The organism is Candidatus Polarisedimenticolia bacterium (assembly GCA_036001465.1).
GTDB lineage: Bacteria > Acidobacteriota > Polarisedimenticolia > Gp22-AA2 > Gp22-AA2 > Gp22-AA3.
Genome location: DASYUH010000032.1, coordinates 114,281 through 137,814 on the forward strand (window position 1 = coordinate 114,281; position 23,534 = coordinate 137,814).

Annotated in this window: 21 protein-coding genes; 11 read left to right on the plus strand and 10 right to left on the minus strand. The window is 68.0% G+C overall.

Annotated features, from left to right (window positions below; all coding sequences use genetic code 11):
- Window positions 1-82: 82 nt before the first annotated feature.
- Window positions 83-574, minus strand: coding sequence for a hypothetical protein (locus VGV60_06315; protein HEV8700868.1), 492 nt, complete (start codon window positions 572-574; stop codon window positions 83-85).
- A gap of 82 nt (window positions 575-656) precedes the next feature.
- Window positions 657-1,241, minus strand: a complete 585-nt coding sequence (locus tag VGV60_06320; protein ID HEV8700869.1) for a BON domain-containing protein — start codon at window positions 1,239-1,241, stop codon at window positions 657-659.
- A gap of 332 nt (window positions 1,242-1,573) precedes the next feature.
- On the opposite strand from VGV60_06320, the gene VGV60_06325 reads away from it, so the two are divergent.
- Window positions 1,574-3,103 (plus strand): VCBS repeat-containing protein, encoded by a 1,530-nt coding sequence (locus VGV60_06325; GenBank protein HEV8700870.1) that lies wholly within the window; start codon window positions 1,574-1,576, stop codon window positions 3,101-3,103.
- A gap of 2 nt (window positions 3,104-3,105) precedes the next feature.
- On the opposite strand, the gene VGV60_06330 is transcribed toward VGV60_06325, so the two are convergent.
- A complete protein-coding gene (locus tag VGV60_06330) occupies window positions 3,106-3,672 on the minus strand; it encodes a hypothetical protein (protein HEV8700871.1) in 567 nt (188 codons plus the stop codon).
- 209 nt (window positions 3,673-3,881) lie between these two features.
- On the opposite strand from VGV60_06330, the gene VGV60_06335 reads away from it, so the two are divergent.
- Window positions 3,882-4,223, plus strand: coding sequence for a hypothetical protein (locus tag VGV60_06335; protein ID HEV8700872.1), 342 nt, complete (start codon window positions 3,882-3,884; stop codon window positions 4,221-4,223).
- A 97-nt stretch (window positions 4,224-4,320) separates the two neighbouring features.
- Here the strand turns inward: VGV60_06335 and VGV60_06340 are convergent, their stop codons facing one another.
- Window positions 4,321-4,545, minus strand: coding sequence for a hypothetical protein (locus tag VGV60_06340; protein HEV8700873.1), 225 nt, complete (start codon window positions 4,543-4,545; stop codon window positions 4,321-4,323).
- A 286-nt stretch (window positions 4,546-4,831) separates the two neighbouring features.
- Here VGV60_06340 and VGV60_06345 point away from each other — a divergent pair, with 286 nt between their 5' ends.
- The 4 genes from VGV60_06345 to VGV60_06360 are packed head-to-tail and all read left to right on the plus strand — an operon-like array spanning window position 4,832 to window position 9,342.
- Window positions 4,832-6,847: a TonB-dependent receptor gene (locus VGV60_06345; protein ID HEV8700874.1), complete on the plus strand. Its 2,016-nt coding sequence runs from the start codon at window positions 4,832-4,834 to the stop codon at window positions 6,845-6,847.
- Complete coding sequence (locus tag VGV60_06350; protein ID HEV8700875.1) at window positions 6,841-7,431, plus strand: YfiR family protein; 591 nt, start codon at window positions 6,841-6,843, stop codon at window positions 7,429-7,431. Before VGV60_06345 ends, VGV60_06350 begins: the two co-directional genes overlap by 7 nt.
- A 5-nt stretch (window positions 7,432-7,436) precedes the next feature.
- The gene (locus VGV60_06355) at window positions 7,437-8,942 is read left to right on the plus strand and encodes an ATP-binding protein (GenBank protein HEV8700876.1); all 1,506 of its coding nucleotides are present in this window, start codon (window positions 7,437-7,439) and stop codon (window positions 8,940-8,942) included.
- Window positions 8,896-9,342 carry a response regulator gene (locus tag VGV60_06360; protein HEV8700877.1) on the plus strand — a complete coding sequence of 149 codons (447 nt, stop codon included), beginning with the start codon at window positions 8,896-8,898 and terminating at the stop codon, window positions 9,340-9,342. The genes VGV60_06355 and VGV60_06360 overlap by 47 nt, the downstream gene beginning before the upstream one ends.
- Before the next feature lie 375 nt (window positions 9,343-9,717).
- Here VGV60_06360 and VGV60_06365 read toward each other — a convergent pair whose 3' ends face one another.
- The gene (locus VGV60_06365) at window positions 9,718-10,290 is read right to left on the minus strand and encodes an ECF-type sigma factor (protein HEV8700878.1); all 573 of its coding nucleotides are present in this window, start codon (window positions 10,288-10,290) and stop codon (window positions 9,718-9,720) included.
- Between the two features lie 464 nt (window positions 10,291-10,754).
- Here VGV60_06365 and VGV60_06370 point away from each other — a divergent pair, with 464 nt between their 5' ends.
- Window positions 10,755-11,567: a PP2C family protein-serine/threonine phosphatase gene (locus VGV60_06370; GenBank protein HEV8700879.1), complete on the plus strand. Its 813-nt coding sequence runs from the start codon at window positions 10,755-10,757 to the stop codon at window positions 11,565-11,567.
- A gap of 25 nt (window positions 11,568-11,592) precedes the next feature.
- Here the strand turns inward: VGV60_06370 and VGV60_06375 are convergent, their stop codons facing one another.
- Window positions 11,593-11,880, minus strand: a complete 288-nt coding sequence (locus VGV60_06375; GenBank protein ID HEV8700880.1) for a YtxH domain-containing protein — start codon at window positions 11,878-11,880, stop codon at window positions 11,593-11,595.
- Window positions 11,873-12,361: a DUF948 domain-containing protein gene (locus VGV60_06380; protein HEV8700881.1), complete on the minus strand. Its 489-nt coding sequence runs from the start codon at window positions 12,359-12,361 to the stop codon at window positions 11,873-11,875. Before VGV60_06380 ends, VGV60_06375 begins: the two co-directional genes overlap by 8 nt.
- Before the next feature lie 756 nt (window positions 12,362-13,117).
- On the opposite strand from VGV60_06380, the gene VGV60_06385 reads away from it, so the two are divergent.
- Complete coding sequence (locus tag VGV60_06385; protein HEV8700882.1) at window positions 13,118-15,199, plus strand: TonB-dependent receptor; 2,082 nt, start codon at window positions 13,118-13,120, stop codon at window positions 15,197-15,199.
- Between the two features lie 42 nt (window positions 15,200-15,241).
- Here VGV60_06385 and VGV60_06390 read toward each other — a convergent pair whose 3' ends face one another.
- The 3 genes from VGV60_06390 to VGV60_06400 are packed head-to-tail and all read right to left on the minus strand — an operon-like array spanning window position 15,242 to window position 18,998.
- The gene (locus VGV60_06390) at window positions 15,242-17,683 is read right to left on the minus strand and encodes an FAD-binding oxidoreductase (protein HEV8700883.1); all 2,442 of its coding nucleotides are present in this window, start codon (window positions 17,681-17,683) and stop codon (window positions 15,242-15,244) included.
- A 13-nt stretch (window positions 17,684-17,696) separates the two neighbouring features.
- A complete protein-coding gene (locus VGV60_06395) occupies window positions 17,697-18,050 on the minus strand; it encodes a hypothetical protein (protein HEV8700884.1) in 354 nt (117 codons plus the stop codon).
- A 3-nt stretch (window positions 18,051-18,053) separates the two neighbouring features.
- Window positions 18,054-18,998: a dehydrogenase gene (locus tag VGV60_06400; GenBank protein HEV8700885.1), complete on the minus strand. Its 945-nt coding sequence runs from the start codon at window positions 18,996-18,998 to the stop codon at window positions 18,054-18,056.
- 239 nt (window positions 18,999-19,237) lie between these two features.
- Here VGV60_06400 and VGV60_06405 point away from each other — a divergent pair, with 239 nt between their 5' ends.
- The 3 genes from VGV60_06405 to VGV60_06415 all read left to right on the plus strand — a co-directional run bounded on the left by VGV60_06405 (window position 19,238) and on the right by VGV60_06415 (window position 23,530).
- The gene (locus VGV60_06405) at window positions 19,238-22,213 is read left to right on the plus strand and encodes an FG-GAP-like repeat-containing protein (GenBank protein HEV8700886.1); all 2,976 of its coding nucleotides are present in this window, start codon (window positions 19,238-19,240) and stop codon (window positions 22,211-22,213) included.
- Window positions 22,214-22,571: 358 nt separating this feature from the next.
- A complete protein-coding gene (locus tag VGV60_06410) occupies window positions 22,572-23,174 on the plus strand; it encodes a hypothetical protein (protein HEV8700887.1) in 603 nt (200 codons plus the stop codon).
- An 89-nt stretch (window positions 23,175-23,263) separates the two neighbouring features.
- The gene (locus VGV60_06415) at window positions 23,264-23,530 is read left to right on the plus strand and encodes a hypothetical protein (protein HEV8700888.1); all 267 of its coding nucleotides are present in this window, start codon (window positions 23,264-23,266) and stop codon (window positions 23,528-23,530) included.
- Window positions 23,531-23,534: the final 4 nt, after the last annotated feature.

Consider the following 23,534-nt stretch of genomic DNA (forward strand, 5'->3'; position numbering starts at 1 on the left):
GGCCGGGGGATTGCGGGGGGCTGGCCCGCCCGTGACGCACGCGCGCTCGATCGCCGAAGCGCGACCGGGCGCGACTCTCGGATCAGAACCGGACGCCGACTCCCAGGACCGCCGCGGAGTCGTCCGCGACGATGACCTTCATCTGGCCGTACGGCCGGGCCTCGCCCTTCATCGCGCCGACGCCGAGGACCAGGTTGACGCCGGGATCGGTGGAGTCGCTGTTGCCGGGACCGCTGTCGTCGCGGAAGAGGACGGTCGGTCCCGCCCCCGCCCACACAGTGTACTCCTGGGTCTGGTGGAAGTCGTAGTGGAAGTCGAAGCTGACGGTGGTGAGGTCGCCGCGATCGGCGAACGCGTGCTCGACGTTGGGGTTCCCGTACCAGTGCTTCGTGGAACCAACCTGGAACAGCGCCTCGGCGCCCAGGAACGGATCGCTCTCGTCGCTGTAGGCGCCGCCTCGCACGCCGAAATCGGTCTTCGCGTGGGCGGGCACGAGCGACAGGGACACCGCGAGAGCTGCGGCGCAGGCGTACGACAGGACACGAACGACAGGGTGCTTGCGATTCAGCTTCATGGTGCGGACCTCCTTCCGGCGGACGGTTGCTCCGCCTTTCGACTGCGAAGTTCCTCCCGCCGGATGCGGCGGGAGGGTCGTATCAGCCGCGTATCTGAATCTGGCTGACCACGTGCTTGACGCCTTCCGTGTCGCGGGCGACGCGCGCGGCGAGCTGGCGCTCGGCGTCGGAGCCGGCCTCGCCCGTGAGGATCACCGTGCCTCGGTCGGTGCGAACGCTGATCCTCGATCCCCTGACCCCGGGCTCGAACGCCAGCGCCATTTTCACGGAGGCGGTGACCGAGGCGTCGTGAACGGCCTCGCCGAATGTCCTGTCGGACTCCTCGAGGCCGTCGCCGCCGCTCTCGGCCAGCACGAGATCGTTCCGGACCTCCCGGACGCCGTCCGCGTTGCCGGCGATCGCCGCGGCGAGATCACGATGGATGTCGCTGGGGACCGTTCCGCGCAGGGTCACCACGCCGTCGTGGGTTCCGACCTGGATTCGGCACGCATCGAGGTGTCCGTTGAACAGATAGGTCGTCTTGATGCGCATGGTGATCGATGCGTCGTGAATCGCATCCCCGGCTTCGGGCTTCACGTCCGCCCGCGGAGCGGACTCCGAGCAGCCGAGAACCAGGGCCGCGATGCCCAGAAGCACGATGTCCACGAAGCCGCCAGGGCGATGCATGATCGTCTCCTTCCTGGCCGCGACCGCTCCCCGGTGCACTGGACGCGGGAGCGATTCGCAACCGATTGCGCGTGATGAACAGGTCCGGTGCGCGATTGTGATCAGCAAGGTCGATGCCACCCGGCAGCTCGAGGACGCCGCCGCGGAGCAAATCGCTGTGATTCAGTGAGATGCAGAGATCCGGAGCCGAGGCCCGCGCGTCCTTCCCGGTGAGCATGATGTCCTCCAGGAGAGATAGAGGCGAGGGGGCATTTCCCGATTGACGGCCCGATTACCTCAAGGTATATTCCGGCCACTGCGCTTCGAGATCCTTACGAGAGCAGGAGGTTGCCATGCGAACCCGGCTGTTGCTCCCTCTCATGCTGGCCTCGGGCGTCCTGTATCCCGGCTCGTTTCTTCGGGCCCAGCTCGTCTTCTTCGATCCGGTGACCCTGGCCGTCGGCTCGGGTCCCCGAGGCATGGCGACGGCCGACCTCAACGGCGACGGCCGTGCCGACGTCGTGGTCGCCAACTTTGACTCGATGAACCTGACCGTCTATCTCGGGATGGGGCCCGCCGGCTTCGCCACGCCGCGGACCATCCCGGTCGGCGGTGGGAACCCGACATACGTGACCATCGGAGATTTCAACCGGGACGGAAGGCTCGATCTCATCACCTCCCTGAGTTTCCAGAGGCTCATTTCCTTCAAGCCTGGAGACGGGGCAGGTGGGTTCGGCCCCGATCGGTTCATCGATCCGGGACTGCTCCCGCTCCTCACCGTGGCGGCCGATTTCAATGGCGACGGGCGTCTGGATCTGGCGGCCGCGTCGACGGCGTACGCCAACCTGCAAATCCTGCTCGGGGACGGCACTGGCGGCTTCACACCGGGTGCGAGTTTCGGTCCGTACCAGAACTTCGGCCTCGCCGTTGCCGATTTCAACGAAGACGGACAGCCCGATCTGGCGGTGCCTGACACCCGCAACAATCGGGTGAACATCCTGCTTGGGGACGGCACCGGGAGCTTCACCTCCAGCTCGATGCCAAGCGGAGCTGTCGCACCGAGGGCCGCCCTGGTCGCGGACTTCGACCAGGATGGAAACGTCGATCTCGCGGTCATGCACAACATCTCGCCCATCATTTCCGTGTTTCCGGGGAACGGATCGGGAGGGTTCGGGAGTCCAACAAGCGCCACCGCTCCAAACGCGGTGGCGTCGTTCGCCGTCCTCGACGTCGATGGCGACGCGAACCTCGATTTGGCCACGACGTTGGGCCCGACGACCGGCATCCTCCTCGGAAACGGTGCCCTGGGCTTCGGCCCGCCGCAGTCGATGCCGGGTGGCGGAACGTCCCTGATCGTCGGAGACTTCAATGCCGACGGGAGCCCCGACCTTTCGGCGATCGTCGGCAACCCCCCCGATAGCATCGTCGTTCTTCTCAACCTCACCTATGACACGGACGGAGACGCCGTCCTGGACTCGTTCGATAACTGTCTTACGGTGCCGAACCCCGAGCAGGTCGACGTCGACCACGACGGGCCAGGTGACGCGTGCGACAACTGCATCCCACTCTTCAATGATGACCAGGTGGACCGGGACGGCAACGGCACCGGGGACGCGTGCGACGCGCTGGTCGCCTTTCTGTCGACCGTGCCGGAAATCGCCTCCCTGCAGGCGGATCTTGAGGCCCTGACCACCCGGATCGGGCTTCTCGAGTCCCAGCTCCTGTCGAGCCAGGAGCGATTCGTGCCGCTCGAGATTTCGGATCGGACACAGGCCGGCGACATCGCCATTCTGAAGAGCCAGGTGGCGGATCTGCAGCAGAAGGTCCTGTTTCTAATCAACACGCTGTCGATCGTAAGGCCGCGGCCCACGCTCGTGCCCTAGGCTCAGTGGGTGAGATAGGCGTACAGGTTCACGCTGGCTGTCTTGTCCGTGGTGTTGTAGAGGAACACGCGATACCGCGGGAAGGCGATGGTGAAACGCTCGGGCGCTGAGGCGAAATGAAGCGACGCGCCGGTGACCGCCGGCGCGGCGATCTCGATCGGAAACTGCGCCATCCCCTCGTCCTCGAACGCCTGCAGGATCGCCTCGTCGTCCGGGATCAGGAGCGCGCCGACCGCGCCCGGCCGCGCCGCCCTGGCCCGCGTCTGGCCGGCCAGGCTCAGGACCACCGACGTGAAGCCGTCCGTCGCGAGCGTGCCGGCCTGGATCAGGCGCGTGGTCTCGCGGGGCCCGACCGGCGAGACCAGGATCTCCTTCAGGCGTTGCGTCGCCGAATGCCGGATCACGCCCTCGACGGAGATCGACCCCGCCACCTGCTGTGTGGCGGGGAAATTGGTCACGCGGACCGCCTGCACCTCCTCCTGGGATTGGAGAGGCCCGGCCGGAGCCAGGGAGGCCAGGAATGTGGCGGCGAGGGCGGTCAGGACGACCGGTGTGCCAGGACGCGTCATGAGAGTCTCCTTCGGGGACGGCCTGGTGTAAGTGGCCCGCAGGGGTCACGGAGGCCATCGAGTGGAATACGGACCGGGGCCCGCGTGCGTTTAGGTCTGGATTCGTTTCGACCGTCCCCCGGGCCCGCCAGACTCGCCGCGGCGGTTTCCTTGTGCTAGCATCCGGTGTCGCTGAGTCATCCTGACTCAGAGCAAAAAGGAGGGGTGCGATGAAGAAATCGTTACAGCTGTTCAGCCTGCTCGTCATCCTGGCGCTGGTGGCCGCGCCGATGTCGACGGCGTGGGCCGGCGCCAGCGCCGTCAAGAAGCACGACATGACGGTCACCGTTGTCTCCGTCAACTCCGAGGCGAAGACGATGACCTTCAAGACCGACACCGGAGAGGAAAAGACCGCGCCGGTGATGGGTCAGGCGATCGGCAAGATCAAGAACGTCAAGGCGGGTGAAACGATCACGATCACCTGCACGGACAAGGAAACCGGCGAGCACGAAGGCATCAGCGACATCAAGGTGCCGAAGGAGTCGAAGGCCTCCGACAAGGGCAAGAGCTAGAACGCCGCTTTCCGTCCTCGATTCACGCGGGATGTCCGGCTCGGCCGGGCACCCCGCGTTCGCTTTTTTGGCCTTCGCGAGGCGGCCCGGAGCGGGCTCAGGCGCAGTTCAGCTCCCCCTCGTCGGTTCCGCCCGCCGGCCTGACGCGCAGGTCGCCCATCCGCTCCGCCTGATACAGCAGGAGGGCGGCGAGCCGGCGGGCCTCCTGCCGGGTCAGCTGTACGATTTGGTAATCGTCCGGGTTCAGGCCCCTGATGTGCACCGCCACGCACGAGCGGAACGGATCGCGCACGACGAGGATCTCTCCCGCGCTTTCGTCCATGATGTCCATTGCTCCTCTCCGGAGGGGATGGGCCCCCTCGGACCGGGGACCGGACCGCCCGATCCCCGCGGGTCAAGGTAGGCCAGGTTGGTGGAGGTCCTGTGACCCTTCGGTTGCAGGACGGTGAAGCCCCTGGCCGAACGCAGCCCATCATTCTTGACTTGGCCCTCCCGGACATTAGATTGAAGCGCCGACGGGTCTCCCCTGGAGACTCTCGGGCGCCGCGCGCCCTCCGGGAATTTGAAGCGAAACCTGGCTCCTAGAGGGTGATCCAATGTCCCAACAAATGACCCATCGCAAGACTCCCCTCCGGTTTCATCCTGGCCGCCTGATCGGGATGGCGCTTCTGGCCGCGTTCGGGGACGGCGGTCGGGCCCTGTGCCAGGACACCCCTCCCGACCTCACGACCCTCGGGATCGAGGCGGTCATGAACATGGAGGTGACCTCGGTCTCCAAGAAGCCGGAGAGGCTCATGGACGCCGCGGCGGCGGTGCAGGTCATCACCTCCGAGGACATCCGGCGGTCCGCGGCCACCACCCTTCCCGACCTCCTCCGCCTGGTGCCGGGCGTGCAGGTCGCCCGCGTCAACTCGAGCACCTGGGCCGTCGGCGTGCGCGGCTTCACGAGCACCCTCTCCCGGTCGCTCCTCGTCCTCATCGACGGGCGGAGTGTCTATTCCCCGTTGTTCGCCGGCGTCTACTGGGACGTGTTGGACGTCCCCCTGAACGACATCGAGCGGATCGAGGTGATCCGCGGACCCGGGGCGACCCTCTGGGGGACGAACGCCGTCAACGGCGTCATCAATATCATCACCCGGAGCGCGCAGGCGACGCAGGGCACCTACGCCTCGCTCCGCGGCGGGAACGAGGACCGCGCGGTCGCGACGGGGCGCTTCGGGGGGAAGACCGCGGGCGGTCTGGCCTTCCGGGCCTACGGCAAGTTCTCCGACCGGGACGCGGAGTTCCATCAGGGCACGAACGACTACGACGGCTGGAACATGGGGCTCGCCGGGTTCCGTGCGGACGCGGACCCGCGCGACAAGGACCACGTCATGCTCCAGGGAGACTTCTACAGCGGCAACACGGGGCAGCGCGTGGTGAACTCCACCTACACCGCCCCCTATTTCGACGTCGTGGAGGAGGACGGCGACCTGTCGGGCGGGCACCTGCTGGGTCAGTGGAAGCACGAGGCGCACGAGGACTCGGATACGACGCTTCAGGCCTACATCGACCGCACGCATCGCGCCCAGCCGAATTTCCGGGAGAATCGCAACACCCTGGACTTCGATTTCCGGCACCGCCGGAACTTCGCATCACGTCACGAGTTCGTCTGGGGGGCCGGCTATCGACTGACCATGGACGACACCGAGTCCGTGCCGACCATCGAGTTCGACCCGGCGAGCCGGACCGACGATGTCTTCAGCGCGTTCGTGCAGGACGAGATCCGGATCGTCCCGTCGAGATGGACCCTGACCCTCGGATCGAAGTTCGAGCACAACGATTACAGCGGATTCAACTCCCAGCCCAACGTGCGCCTGCTCTTCGTACCGGCGTCGAGGCACGTCCTCTGGTCGGCGGTCTCGCGCGCCTTGCGCGTCCCGTCGCGACTCGAAAGCGATCTGTCCCTGACGGCGCTCCTCAGCCCGGCCACGCCGACCTTCGTCCGCCTGACCGGGACGAAGGACTTCCAGCCGGAGCGGCTCACCGCGTACGAGATCGGCTACCGGGTGCAGCCGACCGATCGCCTGTTCGTCGACCTCGCCCTGTTCCACAATGACTATGCCCGATTGCTGAGCCTGGAACCGGGAACCCTGTTCACCGAGACGACCCCTCCACCGTCCCATGACGTGATCCCCTACTTTCTGCTCAACCGGATGAGGGGGGACGCCCGGGGCGCGGAGGTCGCCGCTGAATGGCACCCGGCGGCATCCATACGCCTGACCGGCTCCTACTCGTATCTCGACATCAACCTCCAGCCTGCCACCAACAGCGTGGACACCACGACGGAGCCATCGACCGAGGGAGGGACCCCGCAGCACCTGGCGAACGTCCGCTCCTGGTTCGACCTTCCGTGGCAGCTGGGGCTGGACGTGACCCTCCGCTACGCCGGCAGGCTGGAGAGCACGAGTGTCGATGCCTACACGGAGATGGACCTGGTCATCAGACGGGACCTGCCTCTCGGGTTCGAGGTCTCCCTCGCAGGACAAAACCTGCTCTCGCGCCATCACCGCGAATTCGGTGGGGCCAGTACGGCGATCGAGGTCGAGCGCAGCCTCTACGGACGGCTCGTCCGGCGATGGTAGCCGGCGCCCGCCTGCGGCTTGCCGGCCTCGTGCTCTGTGTTGGCTCCTTGGTCCTCCCGGCCGCGAGGGGCCAGGCGCGCGGCGTGGAGTCTTCCCCCGGGGCGCTCTCCGATTACCAGGTCAAGGCCGCGTACCTTTATTACTTCTCGACCTTCGTGGACTGGCCTCCCGAGGCCTTCGCGCAGACCGGCAACGAGATGGTCATCGGCGTTCTCGGGGACGACCCCTTCGGGGGAATCCTCGACGACACGCTGCGCGGCAAGAGCGTCAACAACCGCAGGCTCGTCGTCAGGCGCTTCGCGAACATCAAGGACGCCCGCGACAGCCACATCCTGTTCATCAGCGCCTCCGAGCGGGACCGCATTCCCTCCATCCTCAAGGCCCTGGACGGCACCGCGGTCCTGACCGTCGGCGACCTCGAGAGCTTCGCCACCCGCGGAGGGCAGATCGCGTTTCACACGATTGACAAGAAAGTCCGCTTCGACATCAACGTCGCCGCCGTGGAGCGCGCCCGGATCAAGATCAGCGCCCAGCTCATGAAGCTCGGCCGGATCGTGCGGGGATCGGGACGCGAGGGGGTCTAGGTCGCATGAGACTGCCCAGCGCCTCGACGGTCAGGGGCAAGCTGATCCTGGCCAGCATCCTGAGCAAGGCTGCCGCCTTCCTCGTCGCAGGCGCCGTCATCACCGGGTACGACCTGATGGCGCTGCGGGCGAAGCTGGAGCGGCGGCTGTCGATCCAGACCGACATCGTGGGGGCGAACTGTCTTTCCGCGCTCCTCTTCAGCGATCCGAAATCCGCCGAGACCACGCTCGCGGCCTTGAGAGCCGATCCGCGGGTCCGAGCCGTCGGGCTGTACTCCGCCGACCGGCGCCTGTTCGCGACCTATGTCCGCGACCGGTCCTCCGAAGGGATCCTCCCTTCCGAGAGCCCGGGCGAGACCGGCCCCGTCTACCGCGGGGGGGACGACCAGTTGCGTCTGTCCAGGAACATCCTGTTCGACGGGAAACCGATCGGGAGCGTCGTCATCGTCTCCGACCTCAGCGAGATCACCGACACGATCACCCGCGACGTCGCGATCTTCGCCGGCGTCCTGTTCGTCGCGCTCCTGATCGCCCTCGCCATCTCCATCCGGCTGCAGCGGAGCATCTCGGGGCCGATCCTCAGCCTGGCCGGGACGGCCAGAAAGATCTCACAGGACAAGGACTATTCGGTCCGGGCCTCCGGGACGAGCGGCGACGAGATCGGATCGCTCATCGTGGCCTTCAACGAGATGCTCGAGGAGATCCAGCTGCAGCAAGCGGAGCTCCGGACGGCGCACGACCGGCTGGAGCAGCGGGTCGCCGAGCGCACGGCGCAGCTCGAGACGGCGAACAAGGAGCTCGAGGCCTTCTCCTACTCGGTGTCGCACGACCTGCGCGCTCCGCTGCGCAGCATCGAGGGGTTCAGCCGGGCCCTGATGGAGGATTGCGCCGATCGGCTCGACGACGCCGGCACGGATTCGCTCAAGCGCATCGTCGCGTCGACCGTCCGGATGGGCCAGCTGATCGACGGGCTCCTGAACCTGTCCCGGGTGACGCGGGCCGAGATCCGGGGCCGGCGCGTCGATCTGAGCTCGCTCGCGCGCGAGATCGTGGACGAGCTGCGCCAGGGCGAGGACGGGCGGCGGGTGGAGTGCGACGTGGCCGGAGGCGCGGTCGTCGAGGGGGATCCGGCCCTCCTGCGCGCGGTCCTGCAGAACCTCCTCGGAAATGCCTGGAAGTTCACGCGCAAGCGGGACGAGGCCCGCATCGAGTTCGGCGTCGCGAAGGAATCGGGCGAAACGGCGTACTTCGTCCGGGACAACGGCGCCGGGTTCGACATGACCTATTCGGACAAGCTCTTCGGCGCATTTCAGCGCCTGCATGGCCAGAACGAGTTCCCGGGGATCGGAATCGGCCTCGCCACCGTCCAGCGCATCGTGAGCCGGCACGGCGGCCGCGCATGGGCCACCGGCGCCCCCGACAAGGGGGCGACCATCTATTTCACGCTCGGCAAGGGAGGCAGCAATGGCGGACAAGCGAATCGTGTTGCTGGTGGAAGACAATCCGGATGACGAGGCCCTGACGCTGCGGGCGCTGAAGAAGAACAACATCCTCAACGAGGTGGTCGTGGCGCGCGACGGCGCCGAGGCTCTCGACCTTCTTCTCGGCACGAACGGAAAGTCCGGGCAACTGCGGCTCGACCAGCTGGCGGTGGTCCTCTTGGACCTGAAGCTGCCCAAGGTGAACGGACTGGAGGTCCTCCGCCGCCTCCGGGCGGATCCGCGCACCAAGCTGCTGCCGGTGGTGGTCCTGACCTCGTCCAAGGAGGAGCAGGATCTGGTCGGGGCCTATAATTCCGGCGCCAACAGCTACGTCCAGAAACCGGTGGAATTCGCGGAGTTCGTCCAGGCCGCGGGCCACCTCGGGCTGTACTGGCTCGTGACCAACGCGCCGCCGCCGATGTCGAGATAGGGTCCGCGCGCCGGTCGCCACGGCCCGATCAGTCTTCCGATGACCTCGGGGGAGCTCCCGCGTCCCGCTCCGCAATCGCGTCGGCGAGATCCGGTGACGGGTTCGAGAGGATGTCGAAGGAGTGTGCCGGGTCGCGTTCCGGACGCCGTGGGGCCGGATGCGAGGCGCCGCGACGACGTCCGATGCCTGCGCATCGTCGAGGCGCGGCAACGAAGCAGACGACCCCACGCCGCCGGAACCCGAAGGGCGCATGGGGATTGCGGCCGCATACCGCGTCGCTCGTCGTCGGCGATCGACCGACATTGATGCCTTCGCTCCTTGTCTGCAATCCGCAAGCCCCATGCGCGCGACCCGGCCGAATACTCGGACAGGCTCCTAGCGCAGGGCCCGGTAGAGGAACCCGCGCGCCTTGCGCCAGTCGCGCTTCACGGTGCTCTCCGAGATCTCCAGCAGGCGCGCCGTCTCCTCCTCCGACAACCCGGCGAAATAGCGCATCTCGACCAGCCGCCCGAGCCGCTCGTCGAGTTTTTCGAGCTGCTCCAGCGCCTCGTGCACCGCCAGGACCTCGGTCGCGCTTTGCGCCGCGGGCGCGTCGGACTCATTCATCGCGGTGTGCGCCACCCCGCCTCCCCTGCGGGCGGCGGCCTTGCGCCGGGCATGGTCCACGACGATTTGCCGCATCGCGCGCGCCGCGGTGGCGAAGAAGTGGACCCGATCGGTCGGCGTGATTCGGTTGTGCCCGACCAGCTTGAGGTAGGCCTCGTGAACCAGCGCCGTCGTATCGAGCGTCCGGTTTTTCCAGTCGCGACGAGCCTGGCGCCGGGCCAGCCTCCGCAGCTCCTCGTACACGATGGCGAAGAGCCGATCGAACGCGGACTCGTCGCCGGCCCGCCAGGAGTTCAAGAGCCCGGTGATCTCGCCAGGGCTGGGATCGCGAGGTTCGCTCAACGGCTCTCCGGCCTGAAGAAGTCGGGGAATCTCCGATGAGCCGCGATCCTACCCCCATCCTGAGATCCGCAGCAAGATTCATGCGCTCTCCCCTCGCTTCCTCTTACGTGAAAACTTACGTGAAAACGGCGATCCGGGGGCCAGCCGTCCATGCGGTCACCCACAGTCCACTCGGGATGACATTCCCGACCGTCCGCAAGGTCCCGTTCCGCTCCTGACCTGACCCCTGATCCGTTTCCTAAGAGCCTGAATGGCGGGGCCTTGAGTGCCGGAGCAGGACATTCGATGCTCCGTGGCACCACCCTTGCACACGGCAGCGGATCAGTTTGCAACGACATCGTCAAGGAGGGGCCGCAGATGAACAGCCTGCCGCGCAGGATTGCCGCGCGGGCGCTCTCACTGACGTGCATGTCCGTCACCGTCCCGGCGCGTGACGACTCAACCTGACCTCACAGGGAGGAACGATGGCAACCAACATGCACCTTGCCCCCGAAGTCGAGAGGCGCCCGGCGGGGACTGCCGGGCCTGTCGATGACATCTGGCTCGCCGCCTACACGCGCGGCGGGCCGATCGCACGCGGACTCCCCGCCCCCGACACGGAGGCGCCGGGGGTCGAGATCGGCTCGATCTCGCTGCCGGCCCAGGCGGGGGCGTGCGATGTTCACGACGTGTTCCGGCTCTCCGAGGACACGCTCGCCCTGGTCATCGCCGACACGTGGTGCGTCGGCGCGCCCCGGGGGGCCCTGAGCACCTTCACCCGATCGATGGTCCGCGACCTGTGTTCGATCAGCAGGTCGCCGGAGGAGGTGTTGACACGGCTCAGCCGGATGCTGCTCGATGCCCGGCTGGAAGCCCTCATCGTGACCCTGTTCCTGGGGTGGCTGGACCTGCGCGCCGGCCGCCTGCACCACGCCAACGCCGGCCACCCGCACCCCCTCCGCGTGACCCTCGGGGGGGAGGTCCGATCGTTCGGCGAGGTGACGGGACCGAGCCTCGGGATCCAGGGCGTTCCCGTCCACACGGGCGGAATCGTCACCTTCGAGCCCGGCGAGACCGCCGTTCTGTACACGGACGGGGTGGTCGAATCCCGGGGCGCCGCGCGGCGCTTCCTGGGGAACAAGGGGCTGGCGGACATTCTCATGGGCCACGCTGCCCGGCCGGCCGCGGCGATCTGCGATGCCGTCGCCCGGGAGATCACGCACGACTCATCCGGCCAGCGCGACGAGGATGCGACGCTCGTGGCCGTCCGCTGGGAGGGACCCGCGACCGCGTGCTAGAAATCTGACCTGGGCGGGAGCGATGTCAGTGGTCGGTCTGCCGCGTCGGTGGAGCGCCTTCGGACGCCGCGGCGTCGAGGGCCTCGCTGAAGGCCTGCCGCGCCGCCCGGGCGGCGCGCGTGTAGGCGTCGTTCAGTCTGGGCGTCGCGCGGCTGACGCCGCGGACCGCATCCCGGGCCAGGCCCTTGAGCCTGCTACGGGTCTCGCGCCCCGACTGGGGAGCCGTCAGGAGGGCTACGGCGGCTCCGGTCACCGCGCCGGCCAGGAAGGCCAGGAGCACGGTCGCGGGATCGGTCCTGTGGACTTCATTCATGGCCGACTCGAGGGGCGTGATCCGCGCGAGTCGCCTGATCTCCGGCCGCCACGTCGGCGGCCCGCGCGTCGACGCTCGCGCTCTCGTCCTCCCGGCCGGGCGGGGATGCCGCCTCGACCTCGCCATCGCGTGCGAAAAGGGAGCGCAGCCCTGCCGCGATGGCGGGCCCGAGCGCTGCGCCCACCGTGGTCATGATGCGCAGCGAGGCCTGCGCCTGCTTGAGGGAACGCCCGAGCCCGGCCGCCGCATCGGTGAAGACCTGCAGCCCCTCGGCGTCCCGCTCGAGGCTCTTGCCGAGGCGATTGATCCGCGCCGCCGCCTCGCTGACTTCCTCGAGCGTGCGATCGAGCTTCGGCGCGGTCGACTCCAGGACATTCTCGGCGCTCCTGAGCGTGCGGCGCAGCTGCATGAGCACCGGGACTGCCGCGCCCACGAGGACGGCAAGCAGGACCACCGTGACGAGCTGCCAGGTCGCGATCATGGATGGCACCCCCTTCAGGCCGGCCGGCCCTGACGACCCCGGCTGCCTCGGAAGACGCGACGAATGAGCGTAGGCGCTCATTTTAGCATGGGAGCCAGACCGGGCCGCCGGACCGCGGCGGCCTGGTCTCCAGGATGCCCGGGCTCCCCGGCCCGCTCTTTTTCAGGAGAGGAGCTCGGCCGGATCCCCGACCCGAAGCCGGCCGCCCTGCGCGATCCCGCAGTCGAGCGCGATGCGTCCGCCGAACTCCTCGACGATCCGCCTCAAGATGCCCGGATCCTGGTCCTGCGTGTCGGGGTCGTAGCACGTCGAAGCGCTCGACGGCGTCGAACCTCTTCAGGCGAGCGTCCGGCCCCGCCGCCCGCCGTACCTTCGCGGCGACCTCCTCCGAGGCCCGGGGCCGACCGTCGACGAGCGGCTCGCCGGCCGCGGCATCCCAGGTGCCGTGCAGGGCGAGCAGCCGCGGCGACGTGCGCGACGTCACCACGCGATCGGGGCCCTGATGGGCGCCGGAGATCGACTGTCCCGACTGCAATGATTTCAACTGCCGCGCCCTGCTTGACTAAGCAGGCCCCGGCCGGCCTAGAATCGGCGCGAGATCCACCGATGCACACCATGCAGCCTGGCAGGCCCGAATTGTCGTCGGACTGGCGATCGGACCGCTCCGCGGCCGCTGGCAGCCTGCGCTCCGCGGGGGGCGGCCCGATCCGCCGCACCGCGTCCCGGTCCTGGCGCTCACGGACGGCCCCGCTGTGGATGGTTCTGGGACTGGGCCTGCCCGGGGGCGCACCTGCGTTCGCCGACGTCGAGGGCGTCGTGGCGACCGCCGGCGGGCAGCCGATCGCGGGAGCCGTGGTCGTCGACGCGGCCTCGGGCGCGCAGGCGGTGACCGATGCTCGCGGGCATTTCCGGCTGCGGGGCGTCGACCCGCCGGTCTCGGTGCACATCGTCGACCCGCGGTTCGAGACGCTCGTGGCGACGATCTCCGACGGGGCCGGGACCCCGCCGGTGCTCACCCTCACGCCCAAGCAGCAGGTCTACGAGAAAGTCATCGTGACGGCACGACCGGGGACCGAGGTCGTCGCGCCCCTGAGCAGCTCCGCCACGGCCGTGGAACGCGACGAGCTCGCGGCGCCGGCCGGCACGGTCGTCGACATGGCGACCTCGGCCGCCGGGGTGGCCGAGGCCGGCCAGGGGGGCCGCTTCCAGGCCTACTCGGTGCGCGGGGTGGCGGGGCAGCGTGTCTTCACGACCGTCTCGGGAATGCGCATCGTCACGGAGCGGCGCGCCGGGTCCACGGCGTCGTTCGTCGATCCGTCGCTCCTCGAATCGATCGAGGTGGTCCGCGGTCCCGGCTCCACACTGTACGGCTCCGGGGCGCTCGGCGGCGTCGTCCAGGCGCTGCCGCGCAGGCTCGACGGGCTCGAGGCCGAGGCCGGCTACGGGACGCAGGGGGACGAGAAGAGCCTCTTCACCGGACGGGGCGGAGAGGGCTGGACGACCGCGATCGCAGGGCGCGATGCCGGCGACGGCGAGGACGGCGACGGGAATTTTCTGTTCAACCACTCCACGCAGTGGTCGGGCCTGCTGCGCAAGGAGTGGGAGCGGCCGTCGGGAACCTCGTTCGAGGTCGTGGCGATCCCCGCCCGGGCGCGCGACATCGCCAAGCCGAACACGCGTTATCCGGGTCGCATCACCCGGTACCCGGCGGAGGATCACCTTTTGCTCCGGTTCAACGCGCGACTGGCGGGCGGCTGGCGGCTGGGCACCTTCATCCATCCCAACGATCTGGAGACGGACAACCTCACGGCGACGAGCCGGAGCCTCGTGCGAAACGAAGCGTTCGACTGGGGCCTCGATGCGCAGCGCGATGTCGCGCTCGGCGGCGCCTGGACGGCGCTCGCCGGATTCGACTACTTCGGTCGCGACGCGGTCACGGCGACCGAGGACGTGGAGGATCTCTCGACCGGTGCCGTCACGCACACCCGCACGCTCGACGGGCGCGAGGGCCAGGCGTCCCTGTTCGGGACGGTCCGGAGCCCCATCGGGCGCCTGACCTTCGAAGCGGGCGCGCGCTTCACACGGATCGAACAGACGAACGAGGGGTCGTCCAGCGACGACGGCGCGGGCGCAGGCTTTCTCGGCGTGACCGTCCCGCTCGGGGCCGGATTCGAGCTGGCGGCGAATGCCGGCGGCGGCCTCCGTTTTCCGTCGCTCTCCGAGCGCTTCTTCACCGGCTCGACCGGCGCCGGTGGCATCGTCGCGAACGACGACCTCGAACCGGAGCGCTCGCTCTCGGGCGATCTCGGCCTGCGGTACTTCGGCACGCGGCTGTTCGTCGAGGTGTTCGGGTTCCGCAATGAGATCGAGAAGTACATCGAGCAGATCGAGGTCCTGCCGGGAGTCGACACCTTCGTGAACCTGACGCGGGGCACGATCGACGGCTTCGATCTCGACGGGTGGTACGCCATCGGCAAGGGCTTCAAGCTGACCTGGTCCGCCTCCCGCATCAAGGGCGAGAGCGACTCGGGCGCACCGCTCGCCGACATACCGTCCGACCGCGTGGCCCTGGGAGCGCACGTCCTCCGCGGCCGCTGGCGTGCCGGGGGCCGGATCGAGCATCGTTTCGACAAGACGGACCCGGGCCCGGGAGAGGTGGAGACCGACGGCACGCAGCTCGTGTCGGCCTCGTTCTCCTGCGACCTGCCGCAGGGACTGAGGCTACGAATCCACGCCACCAACCTGCTCGACCGGGCCTATCTCCCCTCGGCCGACGACCTGGCGGCCCCCGGCCCCGGGAGATCCATGGGACTGTCGGTCGCCTGGGCCCATCGCTGATCCGGCGCGGCTCCGGTTCATGATTCGGGGCGCCGGCACGGCTCAGTAATCGTAGATGTGCTCGACCTCGAACCCCCGTGCGGCGAGGTCCAGCACGATCGTGTGCAGCGATCGGACCGGCGCCCCGACCGCGATCCGCTTGTGCTGCGGGTCGGTGAGCACGGGCTTCTCGAACAGCAGGGTGCCCGCGGCCAGGTCGTAGCTCCATGACGCCGGAACCACGCTGGTCAGCAGGATCTCGTCGTTGCCGGCGATCTCCTTGAAGGTGGCCCCCTTCCCGACCAGCCCTTCCACCGTGTCCCGGAACTCCTCGTAGCGCGGGAGCGACAGGAGCACTGAGCCGTCTTCGAATCTCTCGAGCGCCTTGACCCTGGCTTCCCCCTCGAGCGCCACGGGCGTCACGTTGCCTGCGAGCGCCAGCACCTCGGTCTCGGCGTTTCCGTAGGCGGCCTTGCTGGCCACCTTGATCAGCGTGGCGTACTGCGCCTTGGCCAGGTACTCGGCGCTCAGGATGAGCTTGCGCTCCCATTTCCGGGCGATGTGGGGTCCGAAGAAGTCGGTTTCGGCCCACAGCTGTTTCAGAGGACGGACGAACGAGAACTCGTACCAGGGCTGGATCCGGATGAAATCGACGTAGTCCTGCGCCACGTCAGCCGCGAGGGAGTCTTCCTGGGTCATCGCATCGCCCGCGATCCGCTCCGTCAATCGTCCCAAGGTGTTCTCGTAGGCCCCCTTGATGCCGTTCTCGACCGTGTAGCTCGATCCGATGACCATCACCATGACGTGGTAACCCCAGTTGAACGGATACTTTCCCCGGGTGATCCCGTAGATGTCCCGGTAACAGCCCCAGAACTGCCTGATCGAGCCGAAGTACGGGAAACGGCTCGCGGAGTTGTGCCTGAGGAACTGGGCGTATTCGCCGGGATAGTAGACGAGGAGCCATTCCGGAAAAGTCAGGTAGGTCTGCGCCTCATCGCGCTGGTACCCCGCGACGCGCTGCGTGGCGGCGGCGATGCGTTTCTCGACCTCCGGATCCGACGGCGCAACGGGTGGTGCCGGCCGGACCCCGGCCTTCGCGACGGGCTGCACGGGCCCGGGGTCGGCCCCGCGCCTGTAGTACGCGTCCCACAGCTTGTTGCGAAACTTGTTGGTCGGATCGAGCTTCGCCTTGAGCGCGAAGAACTGGTCGGCATGGGGATAGGCCGCGCGGAACTGCCGGTCGGTCGCGTGGATCTGGTATGGGAGGTAGTACGCGCCCCCGAGCGACGTGGCCGCGTCGATCAGCTCGCGGGTCCAGACGCCCACCGCCTGGCGTTCGGCGTCGCTCGTGCCCTGCTTGTAATAGAGCACAAAGGCGAACACCTCGGTCTTCGCCCAGGCGAGGAGGGTGCCGGGGTCCTGCGCGGCGTGGCGAATCGAGACGTTGATCGTGTTGACATGGCGGCCGTTCAGAATCGCCGCCATGTCCCGGACGAACTCGTCGAGCCTGTCGACCGGCACGAAGTACTCCTGCAGCACGTAGGTCGAGGCCCTGCGCGAGACCGGCTCGAGCTCCCGGACGTTGTAGCTCGCTTCGTAGTTGCGCCATTCGACCCGCTCACCACGGAACACGATCGGATCGATCACGTGCTGCCGGAGCGCTCGTCCGCCGGGCCATTCCGAGATCACGCGAAACGCCATGCGATCGACCCAGTAGCTGCGGTCCGCGGGCATCAGCCGGTCCGCGATCGTGACGGGCTTGTCGGTCTTCAGATACGAGGTGACGCGGACCGTGTCGAACGCCGGCGGATAGATGTCGGCGTTGTGGAAGATCACGTCGCCGTTGTCGCGGACCTTCTCGCGGAAAAAGGCGCGGTAGGCGCCGAGCGGCATGACCACGCTCTGGCGCTCGACCCGCACGTTGTCGGTGAGCGCGAGCGTGGCCTCCACGATCACGCCCAGCGCGCCGTAGCCGCCGATGGCGCCATAGAAGATTTCGGGGTTTTTCGCGGGGCTGGCCTCGACCAGCGTGCCGTCGGCGAGCACGATGCGGATGGACCGGACCGACAGCACCAGCGGCCCCTGACCGATGTACCGCCCGTGCACGTTGACGCTCAGGGACCCGCCGACGGTGAAGTTGGCGTAGCTCTGCATGATCCGCAGCGAGAGATCGTAGGGATCGATGTGCTCCTGGATCTTGCGCCAGGTGATGCCCGCCTGGACCGTGATCTCTTTCCGGTCCTTCGAGAACGCCATGACGTCGTCGAGCTGCCGCATGTCGATCTGCAGGGCGCGCTCGGTCGCCGTCTGTCCGCCCTGGCTGAAGCGCCCTCCGCCGATCGACACCGGCCCGGGGTGCGACCGCACGGCGTCGACGATCTCGCCGATGGTTGTCGGCACGAGGACCCGGTCGACGACGATCGGGTTGATCCGGGTGACGTCGTTGACGATCGCGGTGTTGTGCGCGAACGCGGGGAACTGGACGGCGCACGCCGCGACCAGCAGGGCGAGCCACGGGTTACGCAAACAGCGACCCCACGCGATACGCCATCATGATCCCGGCGAACACCAGGATCGACAACGCCAGGGCCCTGAGACCGCCGGCCCAACCGCGCGATCGGAGGAGGTACCAGGGCAGCGCCACGACCGGGAGAACCAGCATGGCGATGCGAAGGACGATCGACGCCCTGTACGCGCGGTCGCGCGCGTCGATCCAGAACCAGGCGAACACCAGCGCCAGCGACACGATGGCGTGGAGGGTCAGGAGCACGGAGCCGGCCTCCGGCCCGCGGGCCGGACCGTACTCCAGGCAGCCGAACGCCAGCGAGAGAACGGGGAGAAGGGCCAGGAGCTTCGTCTGTGTTCTCGCCATCGATCAGGCTTTGTCGAATCGCATCAGGGTGTTGCGGGTGGGATCTCCATCCTGCAGGAGCCGCCTGCCGTGGGGCCTGAATCCCGTCGCCTCCAGGATCTCCTGAAGCTGCTGCAGCGAGGTGAAGTTCCTGACCTCGGCGGCGTTCGTGCTCCAGGGCAGCTCCAGGCCACAGTTGAACACGTCGTGCGCCAGGGCGACGAAATGGACCATCGACGGATCGGCCGCGTCGTGGTCTCTCACGATCAGCGAGCCCCCGACCTTCAGGGCCTTGTGACAGGATTGGATGAAGCCGTCCCGCCGTTTCGGCGGGGCGTGGTGGAATCCGATGTAGACGGTCAGGACGTCGATGCCCCCTTCGGGAAGCCCCAGCGGCTCATAGGCCCCTAGTGGAAGGAAGCTCCCGACCTTGCTCAGGCGGCCGCGCTCCACGATGTCCCGCGGCTGGTACGACGGCTTGTCGGTGTGAACGAAGACCGGCGCCTCGGCGAACTCGAGCCGGTCGCTCAGGCGATCGTAGTAGCGGCCGGTCGATCCGACCTCGGCGTAGCGGCCGAATCGCGTGCGCCCCTCGAGCAGGGCGACCGTCTGGTCGCACATGATCTCTTTCTGCCTGCGCAGCGCGGGAAGGGAGTAGCGGACCTCCCTCAGGAACGGCTTGATCGACGGGAGCTCGGCGAGGACCGCCTCGTAGATCTCCCGATCGGTGAGCTTCTCCCGGGTAATTCTCGCGATCAGCTCGTGAAAATCCTGCTCCGGATAGAGATGGAAGACGTTCTCCAGGAACAGGAAGAACTGCTCGCGGAGCCGCGGATCGAGATAGATGGCCCGGAAGTTGCCGTCCCCGGCGGCGAAGCCGAAGCGGGGGTAACCGGCGGAGAAAGCCGCCATCGCCCCGGCGACAAGAAAGTGAAGCATCTCGCGCCGCGTCACGGGGGTCGCCCGCATGATTGGAATCTCCCCCTGGGCCGCTTCCCCTTACAATTGGCGAGAGATTACGCCTGTCCCGGCGGAGTTACAAGTCTCCGTCCCCAGGATTCCCGGCGGCGCAATCCTCCATTCCCCCCCGATCAAGATTTCGCGGTTGACCCGGCAAGGGATGAGGGTACATTTCCCGCAACAAGCACGCGCCGAAACGACGACAACCCGCAGCCGGACCGGGCGCGCCCGGCACATGAGGTGGAACGATGGACCTCCCGACCAGAATGCCACTGCGCGCGAGCCTCGCAGCGGCCATCGGAGCCGCCCTGGCGCTCGTTGCCATGCCGGGCCACGCCGAGCCGCTCTTCCCCAATCCCCTGTCCCTCGCGGGGATCCGCGGAACGGACATCGTCGCCGCTGATTTCAACGGCGATGGCCGGATGGACCTGGCCGTGACCCAGGAGAACACTCTGGCGATCGCGGTGCTCCTGGGCAGCGGCCACGGAACGTTCGCCCGCCAGGTGCAGTACGAGGCCTACCCTCTCGATTCGATCACGGCGGGTGACCTCGACGAGGACGGCCACCTCGATCTCGTGAGCGGCGGGCCGAGCAGACTGATCGTTCTGCCAGGCCGGGGGGACGGTACCTTCGAAGAGGACCTGGATTACTTTGCCGGCATCCCGGTCGTCGATGTCCTGGTGGCGGACTTCAATGGCGATGGCCACCCCGACGTGGCGGGTGCCGCCCGGGGTGGAGTGTTCTGCCCCTCCTGCCCCGACGTCCCGGGCGATGTGGAGATCTTCCTGGGGCGCGGCGATGGAACGCTCGGCCCCCGGACCATCATCAAAGCGGGAGACCATCCGGCCGCGATCGGGGCGGCCGACCTGAACGGCGACGGCCGCGTCGACCTGGTCGCCGGCAACTCCTCCTCGAACGACGTTTCGGTCTTTCTCGGGCGCGGCGACGGGACCTTCGCCCCCGAGACGCGGGTTCCCGCCGGGCCGCGGCCGATCGCCCTGGCGGTGCGCGACCTGGACGGCGACGGGCGGTCCGACCTGGCGGTCGGCGACCAGGGTACCTATCCGGACAATCCGGGGGAAGTCACTCTGCTGCGCGGGTCGGGCGACGGGACGTTCGCCCCGATGGGCCACATCGAGGTCGAGGGATACGTTCTCGATGTCGCGATCGGTGATTTCGACGCCGACACGCGCGGCGACCTGGCGCTGGTCATCGTCGGTCTCCCGTCCCTGTCGTATTCCAGCAGGAGCGAAATCGCGCTGTTCAACGGACTGGGGGACGGGCGCTTCGGCCCGCAGAGGAGCTTCGTCACCGCGAGCGGCACGGTCAGGCTCGCAGCGGCCGATTTCAACGGCAGCGGACGGGACGACGTCGCCATGACCGGGACGCCCAATCAGGACCTGTTCGGCCCGAACACAGGGCTCCTCCTCGATCCAGGTAGCGGGCCGTTCGGCGCCCCGGTCGCGTTCGCCGCGGGCCGCGCCCGCTCCGCCATGTCCGGCGATTTCAACAGCGACGGTCGCGCCGACATGGCGGTCGCCAACGGCGGCGGCTTCACCTGCCAGCCGACCTGCGGCAATGCCCACGGCGACGTGTCCATCCTTCTGGGCGTGGGTGACGGGTCCCTATCCCCCGGGTCCGCCTACCCGGTGGGGATCGACCCGTCCTCGATCGTGCGAGCCGATCTGGACGGCGACGGTCGCGCCGACCTGGCGATGGCCAACGAGGGCTCGGACGACCTGTCCATCCTGTTCGGGAGAGGTGACGGGACGTTCAGGCCCGAATCACGCCTGCCGGCCGGGACCGGGCCCGCGTCTCTGGCCGCCGCCGATCTCAATGGCGACGGCGCCGTCGACCTCGCCGTGGCCAACCGGGGCCGTGGGGCCGCTGCGGGCGGCGTGTCGCTCCTGCTCGGAGGCGGAGCGGGCTCGTTCACGGCCGCGCCGCCTCTCTTCGCGGGCCCGTCCCCCTCCGCGATCGCGGCGGGCGATTTCGATGCGGACGGCCTGACGGACCTCCTCGTGGGAGAGAGCCAGGATCAGGAGTACTGGATGTTCCTCGGCGCCCGGGACGGCACGTTCCGACCGCCGGTGCGCTCCCCCGGCCCCGTAGGCTCCGCCAACGTGGCGGTGGCGGACTTCAACACCGATCGGAAGGGGGACCTGGCCGTCTTCAGCCCATTGGGAGACGTGTACATCTTGTACGGGCGGGCGAACGGCGCCCTGTCGCCGCCGACGGTCCTGCACTCGTACGAGGGAGCTTTCGTCACTCCTCCACCGGGCGGCGCGTCCGCGACGGCCCCTGCCCTCGCAGTGAGCGGCGAGGCCGGCCTCCCGGGTGTCGCCGCCGACTTGAACGGGGACGGCCGGGACGACGTGGCCTGCGTGTTCCCAAACGGCGGCCGAATCCATGTGTTCCTCAATCAGGGCGCCGACCATTTCCTGTCCCGCGGCCCGTTCTTCACAGGGGACGGACCCACGGCGGTTGCAGAAGCCGATTTCAATTCCGACGGGCTCGCGGATCTCGCCGTGGCGACCGCCTCGGGGAGCGGCTCGGTCCTGCTCAACAGCGGCTCGATGGACGCCGACGGCGACTCCGTCCCCGATCTCGAGGACAGCTGCCCGGACCTGCCGAACACCGAGCAAAGGGATGCGGACCGCGACGGGCTGGGCGACGCCTGCGACGACTGTCCGGCCGTGGCCGACCCGATCCAGCCCGACTTCGACCACGACGGCCTGGGGGACGCATGCGACAACTGTCAAATCCGGGTGAACCAGGAGCAGGAGGACTCGGACGCGGACGGGCTCGGCGACGAGTGCGACAACTGCATCGGCCGGCCGAACCCGGGGCAGGAGGACTGCGACCACGACGGCATCGGTGATGCGTGCGACCCGTTTTCGTTCTGCAATGGATTGCCGGGCGAGGAGGCCGTCGTGGACCTCTTCATCAGCTTCTCGAACGAACTCGGCAAGGGGTCCGGGACTCTCACATGGGGGACCTCGATCGAGACCGACCTCGCCGGTTTCAACGTGATCGTCTATGACTCGCAGGGGAACAGAATCCAGCTGAACACCGTGACCATCCCTTGCGAGCAGTGCATCACGGGCGGCACCGCCTCGTACCTCTTCGTGCTCCCGAAGCACAAGAGCGGACGCAACGTGTACGTCGAGATGCTCCGCACGGGATTCCCTCCCCGGGTCTTCGGTCCGGCGGTGAAACGCTAGGCGCCGTGCCGCCGGACGTCACCTCGTCATCGTGCACGCGTTCAACGCCGCTCTCAGGTGCTGGGACGCGCCTGCCGTGCGCACGCGGTTCAGCCCCGGGTCCTTGATCCGGCCCAGATGAGACCTGGGACCGGGGCGATCGACTCCATCAGAGGAACGCATCGGCGGCCCTCCGACCCGCAGCATGAAAAGAACAGGACAAAATGACCCGCGGAAGCGCGATCCGGGCATCGCTCTTGCATCTCAAGGCACTGTCTGCGCCGTGGACCTCGAAAGGGCCCCTGAAACGTGGACGTCCGCGGCGAAGGACGGACGGTGAAACAGACTCGTGTACTGGATCAAGGACAGGAGGTGACAGATGGCCAAAGCGACTGCAAAACAACAGAATGTCGGGTTGATCGAGACGGTGAAGGACGGGATCGTGCACGGCATCGAGGGGACCGGGGACGTGACGGGCGCGATGGTCGACGTCGTCAGCAAGACCGTGGCGAAGACGATTCAGGGCATCGGTGGCATCGCGACGTCCGTTGTGCGCGCGACGGCCGAAGTGGTCCAGGGCACCCTCCAGGCCGTCCTCGACGTGGGCGGCGATCTGGGATCGGCCGCGAAGGGGATCGTGCTGGGCGTGCTGCGGGGCTCCAGGGAGGCGGGCGCCGCGAACCTCCAGACGATCGGTCAGACCGCCGAGTCCGTGATCCGGACGACCGCGCGCATGTCCGGCGACCTGGCCGCGGCCGCGAAAGGGCTCGTCGCGGGCGCCATTCAGGGTGCCAAGGAGATCGGCCTGGACGTCACGCAAGCGGCCTCCGCCGCGGCGACAGGAGCCCTCAAGGCCGCCGGCGAAGTGGGCGCCGAGGCCGGCGAGACGGTGCGCAACGCCCTGACCGGCTCGATCTCCGGCGTCAAGACGGTACTGAAGGAGCCGTTCAAGTCGGACCCATCGGACAAGGAACGAGCCTAGCAGGGCCCGGCGTCGGAGCAACCTGGCCGGCCCGGCACCATGATTCCGAGGTCAGTGAATGGAGCCTCGGGCTCCACAAGGTCTGGAAGGTGAACACGGCGCGGCCGTTCCTCGGAGGGGGCTTGACCTTCGTCGAGGCGCAGGCGGACGTCGAATCAGTCCTCGGCGACGCCGATGACAGCGACGACACGACCGGCGCCTACCTCGAGGGCGGGATCTTCTGGCGCCTGGGCACGATGTTCAATCTCGGCATCCACAGCCGGATCGTCGAGGCGACCGACGTCACCCTGTTCAACGTCGACGGCGACGCCGATTACTACCAGATCGGCGCCTTGATCGGCTTCGGGAAGAAGTAGGTCC